This is a genomic window from Methylobacterium sp. P1-11, assembly GCF_008329595.1.
Taxonomy (GTDB): Bacteria; Pseudomonadota; Alphaproteobacteria; order Rhizobiales; family Beijerinckiaceae; genus Methylobacterium.
In genome coordinates, this window is record NZ_NPKS01000021.1 from 19,633 (window position 1) to 30,987 (window position 11,355).

Here is an 11,355-nt window from a genome sequence, read left to right on the forward strand (position 1 = left end):
AAAAACGAGCGCAATCGCTCGAAACACCAACATAAGGGTGGAAACGATGGCTTCTGCAGCAGACAGCCGGCCCGGCTTGGATCCCGGGCAGGCGAAGCACGCGCGCCGCGCCGTGATCGCCGCCACGATCGGCACGATGATCGAGTGGTACGATTTCTACCTCTACGGTCTCGTCGCCGCGCTCGTCTTCGGAAAACTCTACTTCCCGTCGCATGACCCGTTCGCCGCAACGCTCCTCTCCTTCTCGACCTTCTTCCTCGGCTTCGTGGCGCGTCCCTTCGGGGCGGTGATCTTCGGACATTTCGGCGACCGGATCGGCCGCAAGGCTACGCTCGTGGTCACGCTGTTGCTGATGGGGGTGAGCACCGTCCTCATCGGCCTCATCCCGACCTACGCGTCGATCGGCATCTGGGGCGCGGTCGCCCTGACCACCCTGCGGATCCTGCAGGGCGTCGGCGTCGGCGGCGAATGGGGCGGGGCCATCGCGGTCGCGACCGAGTGGGGTCAGTTCAACAAGCGGCGCGGCTTGGCCGGGAGCTGGCCGCAATTCGGCTCGCCGCTGGGGATGCTGCTGGCCGTCCTCGTGCTCACGGTCGTCACTCATGCCGGCTCGCCGGAGTGGTTCGAGACGATCGGCTGGCGCATCCCCTTCCTGCTGAGCGCCGTGCTGATCGCCGTTGGCCTCTACATCCGCCTGGGCGTGCTGGAGACGCCGGTCTTCGAGGAGATGAAGGCGAAGAAGCAGGTCGCCAAGGCGCCGGTCCTCGACGCCGTGCGGCTGTACTGGAAGGATATCCTGCTCACCTGCCTGATCCGCACCGGACAGCAGGCGCCGTTCGTCCTCTTCACCACCTACCTGCTGTCCTACGGCACCAGCGTGCTGAAGCTCGATCGATCGTTCCTGTTCAACTGTGTGCTGGCTGCCGCCGCAACCTCCCTGATCACGACGCCACTGTTCGGCTACTTGTCGGACCGTATCGGCCGGAAGCGGATGTACCTGATCGGCGCCCTCACGATGCTGCTCTTCGCCTTCCCGTATTATTGGCTGATCAACAGCGCTATCCCGGCCGTGATCGCCTTGACGGTGGTTGCTTCCCTCGTCGTTCACGACATGCAGTACGGGCCGCAGGCTGCCTTCATCGCGGAGAGTTTCCCGCCGAACGTGCGCTACAGCGGCGCCTCGATCGGCTACCAGCTCGCCTCCCTGACCTCGGGCGGGCCGGCGCCGATCATCGCGACGTGGCTGATGCACACCTACGGCACCTCCACGGCGATCAGCTGCTACCTCGCGATCATCGCGGCGATCAGCCTGATCTCGGCGGCGCTCCTCAAGGACCGCTCGAAGGAAAACTACACCTCGGTCGCGCCGCGCGTGCCCGATCCGAATGCGGGCCAGTCCCTCGTCGCGACGAGCGCGAAGCCCACGCTCTCCTGAGTCTCGCCTGTCCATCGTCTGACCAGTGAAGGTGACGAGCATGCTCACCCAGAACCCCCTCGCGCCGCACGCCGGCGACGCGCCAGCCTCTCCGCTGGAGCGGCTCGCGCCGAACAAGCTCATCCTCGGGCTGTTCCTGCCGATGCAGGAGGGCGCCTGGAGCCCGTCGCGGGCCCCGCGCTCCACCTCATGGACCTTCGACTACCTCGCCCAGTGCACGCGGCAGGCCGAGGATCTCGGCTTCGACCTCGCCTTCGGGCTTGCCCAGTGGATGAGCAAGGGCGGCTACGGCGGCGCGATGCATTTCCGCGAGCACGAGCTCGATCCGATCATCGTCAACACCGCGCTGGCGGCGATGACCAAGCGGATCGTCCTCATCAACACGGTGCACATCCTCTACGCGTGGCACCCCCTGCATCTCGCCAAGTTCGGGGCCGCCCTGGACCACATTAGCGGCGGGCGCTGGGGCGTGAACGTCGTCACGGGCTACAAGCCGAGCGAGTACCGCATGTTCGGCCTCGACATGATCGAGCACGACCTGCGCTACGACATGGCCGACGAGTTCACGACGCTCCTAGAGCGCCTCTGGGCCGAGGACGAGAACCTGACCTTCGAGGGGCGCTGGTGGAAGACCGAGAAGGCCTTCCTGGCGCCGCGTCCGGGGGCCCGCCGGCCCTTCCTGGTCAACGCAGCTTCGTCGGGCGCCGGGCTCGCTTACGCGGCCAAGCACTCGGACCTGATCTTCATCACGAGCCCCGGCGGCGCCGAGCCCGCCAAGGCCTACGAGACCCTGCCGCCGGTCAACGCCCGGATCAAGGACCTCGCCGCCTCCTACGGTCGGCAGGTCAAGACGATCATCAACCCCCACGTGATCTGCCGACCGACCGAGAAGGAGGCACAAGAGGCCTACCGCCGCATTCTCGAGCACGAGGACACGGTCGCGGCCGACAACTTCGTCCAGACCTTCGCGGGCGGCGACACCAAGTCCTGGCGCGGGCACAGCCGCGCCCAGTGGGTGATCGGCGGGAACGTCCACCTCGTCGGCACGCCCGAGCAGATCGTCGAGGGCTTCGTGAAGCTGCAGGCGGCCGGCTGCGACGGCGTGCAGGTCAACTTCTTCGACTACCTGCCAGACCTCGCCTATTTCGGCGAGGCGGTCATCCCGATGATGCGGCAGGCGGGGCTGCGGGCATGAACCACGGCGTTCGGTCCCGGTGAGCGGGTCCGCTGAGCCCTCCTCGGCTATGGGGGAGGCAGGCGGCCGGCTGCCGGTCCCGGCTCTGGCCGCCGGCTTCCTGGCGCTCGCCGTCGCGATCGGCATCGGCCGCTTCGTCTACACGCCGATCCTGCCCGCCATGGCGGACGGGCTCGGCCTCACCCGGGCCCAGACGGGCCTGATCGGCTCCGCCAACTTCGCGGGCTACCTCGCCGGCGCCCTGGCCTCGGCGCACCCGCTGCTCCTCCGGGGGCGCAGGCTCTGGCTCGGCGGTGCCCTTGCGACCTGCGTCGCGACGCTCGTCGCCATGGGCGGATGCTCGACGCTCGCCGCGTTCGTCGCCCTCCGCTTCGTGGGCGGCGCGGCGAGCGCCCTCGGCTTCGTCCTCGCCACGGCCCTGGTCATGGACCGCCTGATGCGGACCGGGCGCCCCGACCTGGCCCCGCTCCACTACGCGGGTGTCGGGAGCGGGATCGCACTGTCGGCTGCATTCGTGGCCGTCGCGCGGGAAGCGGGGTGCGACTGGCGTGCCCTCTGGGTGATCAGCGGGGTGCTGGCCCTGGGGCTCGCCGGGCCGATCCTCTGGCTGCTCCGGGGGGCCCCTCCGGCCCCGTCTTGGGCCCCGGCAGAATCCGCGACCGCCCCATCGATCGCCCGGCTCGTGATCGCCTACGGCCTGTTCGGCTTCGGCTACGTGATCACCGCCACCTTCCTGGTCGCGATCGTGCGGACGTCGCCGCACCTCGCGGCGGCCGAGGCCTATGTCTGGCTCTGCGTCGGGCTCGCCGCGGCGCCCTCCGTGGCGATCTGGGGCCGGGTCGAGCGGCGCCTGGGCTTCCGGACCAGTTTCGCCCTCGCCTGCCTCGTCGAGGCCTCGGGGGTGCTGGTCAGCGTCCTGACGTCTCGGGTGCCGGGCATCCTCTACGCGGCCCTCGCCCTCGGCGGGACGTTCGTCGCCCTGACGTCGCTCGGCATCGACGGCGCGCGGCGGCTGCGGGCGGGGGATCGTCAGCGCATCGTCGCGGTGATGATGGCAGCGTTCGGCACCGGTCAGGTCATCGGTCCCGTGGCGGCGGGCGTCCTGGCCGACGCGACCGGAAGCTTCACCGTCCCGTCCTGCGCCGCGGGAGCCGCGCTCCTGATCGCCGCGGCCCTGGTCTTGTCGCTGCCCGGCGCGGGCGCGGCGGCCTGAGAGCCTGCGGCGTTCACTCCGCCGCGGTGGCGATCTCCGGCGCGGCCCTGAGATAGCCGTCGCGGGTCTGGGGCGTCTTGATGCCCAGGATGGAGGCCGCCACCTGCGTGCGCAGGATCTGCGCCGTCCCGCCCGCGATCGTGAACATGCGGGCGTCCCGGACATGGCGCTCGAGCGGGAGATTGCGCGAGTAGCCCTGGGCGCCGTGGATCTGCAGGGCATTGGCGGTGACGGTCTGGGCCGTCTCCGAGGCCAGGATCTTCGCCTGGGCGGCGGCACAGAGTTCGGGAAACCCGTCCACCGTGTCGGACGCCGCCGCCTGGATCAGCGCGCGCGACGCGCGCAGCCCGATGGACATGTCGGCGAGCATCCATTGCAGCCCCTGGAACTCCGCGATCGGCCGGCCGAACTGCCGGCGCGCGCGGGCATAGGCGAGGGCTTCCTCGTAGGCGCCCTGGGCGATGCCGAGGGCCACCGTGGCGGCTCCGACGCGCTGGGCGTTGTAGGCCCGCATCAGACCGGCGAAGCCCTTCCGGATGCCGCCCGGCGGCACCACGATCATGTCGGCCGCAATCTCCATGTCGTCGAACCGGATCTGCGTCTCCGGAATGCCGCGCAGGCCCATTGCGGGCTCGCGGGGGCCGACCACCAGGCCCGGCGTCTCCCCGCGCATCGCCAGGAAGCCCGCGATGCCGCGCTCGACGCCGTCCTCGATCAGCTTGGCGAAGACCAGATGCAGCTTCGAGACGCCGCCGCCGGTGATCCAATGCTTCGCCCCGTTGAGGACGTAGGTATCCCCGCGCTTGACGGCGCGGGTTGTCATCTCCGAGGCCGCGCTCCCGGCCTCCGGCTCCGTGATGCAGATGGCGGGCTTGTCGCCCGCGAGGACGAGGGCTGCGGCGCGGCGCTTCTGCTTCTCCGAGCCGTAGGCCATGATGGCGCCGATCGCGCCCATGTTGGCCTCGACCGTGATCCGGCCCATCGTGCCGCAGCACCGGGCCATCTCCTCGACGACCGTGACGGCGGCGCGGTAGGAATGCCCGCCGCCGCCGTACTGCGTCGGGATGGTCATGCCCATGAAGCCCGCCGCGGCGAGCTTCTCGACGCTGGCCCACGGATAGGCCTCCGTCCGGTCGACCTCGGCGGCGAGAGGGCGGAACTCCCGCTCCGCTAGGTCCCGCGCAGCCTCCTTCAGCTCCGTCAGGAGCGCCTGCCCGTCACTCATGGTTCCTCCTGAGCCGATGACGCGATCCCGCGCCGTCCCGCCGGACCGGAGCTGCCGGCCGCCGCGCGGAAGGATCTAGCCGCGTCCCATCCCGTAGAAGGCCGTATTTGGCCGAAGGTCCGCCACGTTGGCGAGCCGGTTCGACAGACCGAAGAAGGCCGCGATGGCCGCGATGTCCCAGATGTCGTCCGCGTCGAAGCCGTGGGCGCGCAGCGCGGCCTTGTCCGGCTCGCCCACCGTGTGGGCCTGCTGCGAGACCCTCATGGCGAAGTCGAGCATCGCCCGCTGACGGGCGGAGATGTCGGCCTTGCGGTAGTTCGTGGCGACCTGATCGGCGAGGAACGCGTCCCTGGCGCGGACGCGCAGGATCGCCCCGTGCGCCACCACGCAATACAGGCACTGATTGGCGGCGGACGTCGCGACGACGATCATCTCGCGCTCCGCCTTGGTCAGCCCGCCCTCCTTGTCCATCAGGGCGTCGTGGTAGGCCATGAAGGCGCGAAACTCCGCGGGGCGATGCGCCAGCATCAGGAAGACGTTCGGGATGAACCCGAGCTTCTCCGCGGTGTCCGATATCCGCTCTCGGATGTCCGGGGGCAGATCCTCCACCGCCACGGCGGGCGGAGGTGCGCTCCGCCCGCCGGTTCCGTTGGCCATCGGGGCTGCCTCAGACATGCCGTCGGGTCTCCGTCTCGGGTTGCGCCGAGCCGCGTCAGATCTGGGTCGGCGGAACGGCCTCGCAGGCCGGGAGCGCGGGGCTGCGCAGGATGGCGGTGGCATGGCCGTGGCGCAGGCGTCGGCGCAGGTACAGGACCACCTGCGCGGTCACGAGGAGGACGGCGAGACCCAGGAACGTGGCGCTGATCGGGCTCTCGATGAAGACGTTCAGATCGCCCCGCGACAGCAGCATCGCCCGCCGGAAATTCTCCTCGAAGCGCGGTCCGAGCACGAAGCCCAGAAGGATCGGGGCCGGGTGGAAGCCGAGCCGGAGCAGCACGTAGCCGCCGATGCCGATCGCCAGCGTCTCGCAGACGAGGAACAGGTCGTTGCTGACGCCGTAGACACCCATGCAGATGAAGAACAGCGCGCTCGGATAGAGGTAGCGATAGGGAATCGCCAGCATCTTCACCCAGATGCCGATCAGCGGCACGTTCATCACGATCAGGAGGATGTTGCCGATCCAGAAGCTGGCGATCAGCCCCCAGAAGATGTCCGGGTGCTCGGTGATGAGCTGCGGACCCGGCTGGATGCCCTGGACGATCAGTGCGCCGAGCAGCAGCGCCATCACCGAGTCGCCCGGGATGCCGAGGCTGAAGGTCGGGATGAAGTCGCCCTGCACGGAGGCGTGCGTGGCCGCCTCGGGCGCGGCCACGCCCCGGATCTCGCCGCGGCCGAAATCCGCCTTGTTGCGCGAGAGGTTCTTCTCGCTGGCATAGGCCACGAACGACGCGATCGTGGGGCCGGTGCCCGGGATCAGCGCGCAGAGGCTGCCGATCAGCGTGCCGCGGACCATCGCGGGGGCCGCCCGCTTCAGCTCGGCCCGGCTCGGGCGCATGTCCCGCAGGCGCACCTGCGTGCCCCGCACGTTCAGGGTCGGCACGTTGTTCACGCTCTTCAGGAACTCGGCGATCCCGAACAGTCCGAGGGCCAGCGCCACGATCTCGATCCCGTCGGCGAGTTGCGGAATGCCGAGGGTGAGGCGCTGCTCGCCGGAATTCGGATCCGACCCGACGATCCCGAGGATCAGGCCGAGGATCGTCATCGAGATCCCCTTGAGGGGCGAGCCCTTGGACAGGGTCGAGCCGGCGAGCAGCCCGAGCAGCATCAGGGCGCAGATGTCCTCCGGACCGAACTGCAGCGCGAAGCCGACCAGCATGGGGGCGAAGAAGATCATCTCCACGATGCCGAACGAGGCGCCGACGAACGACGACAGCATCGTGATGCCGAGGGCCGTCGCACCCTTGCCCTGTTTCGTCATCGGATAGCCGTCGAGACACGTCACCGCGTGCGGCGGGTGGCAGGGCAGGTTCAGCAGGATCGAGCAGATCGCGCCGCCGTACTGGGCGCCGTAATAGATGCCGGCGAGCATCAGGATCGCTCCGACCGGCTTCATCGCGAAGGTCAGCGGAAGCAGGACCGAGATCGCCGCTAGCACGCCCATGCCGGGCAGAACGCCGACGATATTGCCGAACAGGACCCCGACGAAGCACCACATCAGGTTCTGCGGCTCGAAGGCGACGCCGAAGCCGTGCCACAGGTCGTTGAGAGCGGTCGCCAGCATTTCACAACCTCACGAGCGGGAGCGGCATGTTCAGCGCGTAGGAGAAGAGCAGCGCGGCGAGGAGCGAGAGGGTCGCGGCGAGGACCAGCGCGCCCGTGACCGACATCTTCCGGTCGCCGGCAGCGGCGATGAGCGCGGACAGGAACGTGGCGGGCAGCAAACCCGCGTACTCGCTCAGCAATACGAAGGCGACGACACTGAGGATGATCGCCGCGCATCCGCGCAGATCGATCGGATGGGCGGCCTCGCCTTCGGACTCCTCGGCGACGAGGCCGGACAGGCTCGTGAGCACCCCGAGGACGATCAGCAGGATTCCCAGCAGCAAGGGGAAATATCCTGCCTGCATGTGGCCCAGGGTGCCGATCGCGTGGCCGCGGGCATCGACGACGACGCCGGCTCCGATCAGGGCCAGCAGGCCGCCGGCCAGCAAGTCTCGCCGTGCTGTCGCGCCGTTCATGGATCCTCCTTCCGCGACCCTGACGGGTCGTCTCGTTGACGCGACGGCCGATGCGGAGGCGGCGACAAGCCGTTCCACTAAGACGTCTTTTTTGCGCGACATCCGTCCGCCGCGGCCATGCCGTTGCCGTGGTGGCCTTCCCTCGACACCTGTTCGACAGGCGCTCCGAAGTGTCACGAGATTTCGTGTCTGTTCTAATATTTAGAACAAAATTTTATTTATTAGGATAGACAGCCCGGAAATTGGGTGTCAAGAAGCGGATGGCGATTGTGGAATAAAAATGCAGTCCCGCCGGAACGGGAGCGTCATGCGCGATCGACTGACAGTGCTGTTCGGACATCCGGCCTACCAGCTTGGGGACGTCTTCCGCGCGCGCTGCCCGGATCATTCCTGTCTCGAGGTGCGCACGCTGCCGGAGGTGGAGGCACACATCGCCGAGGCCGACGTCCTGGTCGTCTCGCGCTTCTGGCGGGACGCGTGGCTGGATCGCGCCGAGAGACTCCGCTTCATCCAGGCCATCAGCGCCGGGACCGAGGTGTTCGACCTCGCCCGGCTCCGCCAGCGGGGCATCCGCCTGGCGAGTGCCCAGGGCGGCAATGCCGGCGCGGTCGCCGAGCACGCACTCGCGATGATCCTCTCGCTCACGCGTCACCTGCACACGGCCCGCGATTTTCAGAAGTCCCGGCGCTGGCGCGGCCTGATCGCGGATCCCCAGCGCCGTGAGATGGAACTCGCCGGGAAGACCATGGTCATCGTCGGTCTGGGCGGCATCGGATCCCGCATCGCCGCGCTGGCGGCCGCGCTCGGCATGCGCGTCGTCGGCATCCGCCGCAACGCCGCCGGGGCGGCGCCCCCATTCGAGGCGGTGTTCCCGCCGAATCGCCTCACGGAGGCGCTGGGCCGCGCCGACATCGTCGTGCTGGCCTGCCCCCTCACGCCCGAGACCGAGGGGCTGATCGACGCGGCGGCGCTGGCGGCGATGAAGCCGTCGGCCGTGCTGATCAACGTCGCGCGCGGACGGGTCGTCGATGAGGCTGCCCTGATCCAGGCCCTGCAGGACGGCGCGCTCGCGGGGGCCGGGCTCGACTGCTTCGCGCAGGAGCCGCTGCCGGATTCCTCGCCCCTTTGGGGCTTCGAGAACGTCGTCATGACCAGCCACACGGCCGGCGAATCCCGCGCCGGCGAGGGGCGTGTCGTCGACATCCTCGTCGAGAACCTGTCGCGGCTCGCGAGCGGCCGCGCCGATCTGCGCAATCAGATCCTCTAGGCCGCCGCTCCGGGCTCGCGGCGGGCCGGCCCCGTCAACTGAAACCGAGGACGACGCGTATGCGCATCAGCGAGATCAAGACCTTCTGCTGCGACGCCGGCTGGCGCAACTACCGGTTCGTCAAGATCACGACCGAGGACGGGATCGCCGGCTGGAGCGAGTTCGACGAGGGCTTCGGATCACCCGGGGTGACCTCCGTAATCGAGCAGCTCGGCCGGCGCCTCGTCGGCCAGGATGTCCGCCACCACGAGCGGTTCTTCGCGGAGGCGTCCTGCCTGACGCGGCCCGCCCCCGGCGGCGTCGTCGGCGAGGGCATCGGGGCGATCGAGAACGCGCTACTCGACGCCAAGGCCAAGACCCTCGGCATTCCCTGCCACGAGTTGCTCGGGGGCAAGATCCGGGACCGGGTCAAGGTCTACTGGTCCCACGCGCCGACGTGGCGGATCAACCATCCGACCTTCTTCCCGCCCGCGATCACGGATCTCGCCGGCGTGCAAGCCGTCGGCGCGGAGGTGCGGGAGCGGGGCTTCTCCGCCTGCAAGACCAACCTCTTCCTGCACGACGACGGGCCGCTGCGGGCGTGGCGACCGGGCTTCGCGGTCCCGTTCTACCCCGAACTCAACGTCGATCCCGCTCTCATCCGCAGCATCCGGACGCATCTGGAGGCCCTGCGCGCGGGCGCCGGGCCGGACGTGGAGCTCCTGATCGACCTGAACTTCAACGCCAAGCCGGAAGGTCTCCTGCGGATTGTGCGGGCCCTCGAAGACCTCGATCTCTTCTGGATCGAGATCGACAGCTTCAACCCCAAGGCGCTGGCCTACGTGCGGTCGCACAGCCGGAACCCGATCGCCTCCTGCGAGACTCTGATCGGCCTGCGCCAGTTCCTGCCGTTCTTCCAGGAGCAGGCGATGGACGTGGCGATCGTCGACGTCCCGTGGAACGGGGCTTGGCAGTCGATGAAGATCGCCGCCCTGGCGGAAGCGCACGACGTCAACGTCGCGCCGCACAATTTCTACGGTCATCTCAGCACGATGATGAACCTGCACTTCGCGGCCGCCGTCCCGAACCTGCGGATCATGGAAGTCGACGTCGACCGGCTCGCCTGGGACCGGGAGCTGTTCTCGCACGAGCCGGAATTCGAGGCCGGTCACCTGGTGGTGCCGGACCGGCCGGGCTGGGGAACCGAGCCGATCGAGGAGGCGATCCTGGCGCATCCGCCCAAGGTCTCCGGCGGCCTCCTCCAATACAAGAGGAGCTGATCGCCCCCATCTGAAACCAAGGTTTCGAACCAAAACAAAACGTCGTCTGGGAGGGAAGATGAAAAGTTTTGCTTCGGCGCTTGCGCTCTGTGCCGCGATCGCCACGGGTGCCGCGCAGGCGGAGAGCGCCTATCCCGATCACACGGTCCGCATCGTCGTGCCCTTCCCGCCGGGCGGCATTACCGACGTCGCCGGGCGCCTGCTCGCCGACAAGCTCGGGCAAAAGTTCAACCAGTCGTTCATCGTCGACAACCGCCCCGGCGCCGGCAGCATCATCGGCTCCGACATCGTCGCGAAGGCGCCCGGAGACGGCTACACCCTGCTGATGGGTTCGATCGCCAACGCGATCATCCCGGTGCTCTACAACAAGGTCCCGTACGACCTGCACAAGGACCTGACCCCACTTTGCCAAGTGGTCACGGTCCCGAACTTCCTCGTGGTCGGGGCGACCGCGCCGTACAAATCCGTTGATGATCTGATCAAGGCCGCCAAGGCCAGTCCCGGCAAGCTCACCTTCGCGTCGACCGGGGTCGGAGCCAGCCCGCACCTCACCGGCGAGATGTTCAAGTCGATGGCGGGGATCGACGTTGTCCACGTCCCCTACAAGGGCAGCGGACCCGCGCAGCTCGACCTGATGGCGAACCGGATCGCCTACATGTTCGACAATGGGGCGCTGGGTCAGGTGAAGGGCGGCAAGCTCCGGGCGCTGGCCATCAGCTCGGGTACGCGCACTCCGGTGACGCCCGACATCCCGACCGTGGCCGAGGCCGCGATCCCCGGCTTCGACATCACCTCCTGGTACGGGCTCTGGGTGCCCAAGGCCACGCCGGAACCGGTGGTCGCGCAGCTCCGCACCGGGATCGCCGAGGCGTTCGCCGATCCCGGCGTGCAGGAGAAGCTCGCCGGGCTCGGGGCCGAGACCAAGGTCCGGTGCGGGCCCGACTATGCCGCCTTCATCGACTCCGAGACCGAGAAGTGGGGCGCGCTGATCAAAAAGATCGGCCTGAAGCTGGAGTATTGACC

General features: G+C 68.7%; 10 protein-coding genes. 6 read left to right on the forward strand and 4 right to left on the reverse strand.

The features are described from left to right. Window positions 1-46: 46 nt before the first annotated feature. Genes CIW48_RS20605 through CIW48_RS20615 form a run of 3 tightly spaced genes read left to right on the forward strand, consistent with a single transcriptional unit; the run spans window position 47 to window position 3,843 of the window. Window positions 47-1,435: an MFS transporter gene (locus tag CIW48_RS20605; RefSeq protein WP_149312433.1), complete on the forward strand. Its 1,389-nt coding sequence runs from the start codon at window positions 47-49 to the stop codon at window positions 1,433-1,435. A 40-nt stretch (window positions 1,436-1,475) separates the two neighbouring features. Next, window positions 1,476-2,630, forward strand: a complete 1,155-nt coding sequence (locus CIW48_RS20610; protein WP_149312434.1) for an LLM class flavin-dependent oxidoreductase — start codon at window positions 1,476-1,478, stop codon at window positions 2,628-2,630. 49 nt (window positions 2,631-2,679) lie between these two features. Beyond that, the gene (locus CIW48_RS20615; protein WP_149312435.1) at window positions 2,680-3,843 is read left to right on the forward strand and encodes a YbfB/YjiJ family MFS transporter; all 1,164 of its coding nucleotides are present in this window, start codon (window positions 2,680-2,682) and stop codon (window positions 3,841-3,843) included. 13 nt (window positions 3,844-3,856) lie between these two features. On the opposite strand, the gene acdA is transcribed toward CIW48_RS20615, so the two are convergent. From acdA to CIW48_RS20635, 4 genes are all read right to left on the reverse strand, one after another. After that, window positions 3,857-5,068: a 3-sulfinopropanoyl-CoA desulfinase gene (gene acdA / locus CIW48_RS20620; RefSeq protein ID WP_149312436.1), complete on the reverse strand. Its 1,212-nt coding sequence runs from the start codon at window positions 5,066-5,068 to the stop codon at window positions 3,857-3,859. 75 nt (window positions 5,069-5,143) lie between these two features. After that, window positions 5,144-5,725: a peroxidase-related enzyme gene (locus CIW48_RS20625; RefSeq protein WP_149312502.1), complete on the reverse strand. Its 582-nt coding sequence runs from the start codon at window positions 5,723-5,725 to the stop codon at window positions 5,144-5,146. A 55-nt stretch (window positions 5,726-5,780) separates the two neighbouring features. After that, window positions 5,781-7,349, reverse strand: coding sequence for a tripartite tricarboxylate transporter permease (locus tag CIW48_RS20630; protein WP_149312437.1), 1,569 nt, complete (start codon window positions 7,347-7,349; stop codon window positions 5,781-5,783). A 1-nt stretch (window position 7,350) separates the two neighbouring features. Beyond that, window positions 7,351-7,806: a tripartite tricarboxylate transporter TctB family protein gene (locus CIW48_RS20635; RefSeq protein WP_173009333.1), complete on the reverse strand. Its 456-nt coding sequence runs from the start codon at window positions 7,804-7,806 to the stop codon at window positions 7,351-7,353. A 307-nt stretch (window positions 7,807-8,113) separates the two neighbouring features. Between CIW48_RS20635 and CIW48_RS20640 the strand changes: the two genes are divergently transcribed. From CIW48_RS20640 to CIW48_RS20650, 3 genes are read left to right on the forward strand one after another with little or no spacing between them, the layout of a single operon-like run. Further along, window positions 8,114-9,073 (forward strand): D-2-hydroxyacid dehydrogenase, encoded by a 960-nt coding sequence (locus CIW48_RS20640; protein WP_149312439.1) that lies wholly within the window; start codon window positions 8,114-8,116, stop codon window positions 9,071-9,073. A 59-nt stretch (window positions 9,074-9,132) separates the two neighbouring features. After that, window positions 9,133-10,332, forward strand: a complete 1,200-nt coding sequence (locus CIW48_RS20645) for a mandelate racemase/muconate lactonizing enzyme family protein (RefSeq protein ID WP_149312440.1) — start codon at window positions 9,133-9,135, stop codon at window positions 10,330-10,332. 58 nt (window positions 10,333-10,390) lie between these two features. Further along, complete coding sequence (locus tag CIW48_RS20650) at window positions 10,391-11,353, forward strand: tripartite tricarboxylate transporter substrate binding protein (RefSeq protein WP_149312441.1); 963 nt, start codon at window positions 10,391-10,393, stop codon at window positions 11,351-11,353. Window positions 11,354-11,355: the final 2 nt, after the last annotated feature.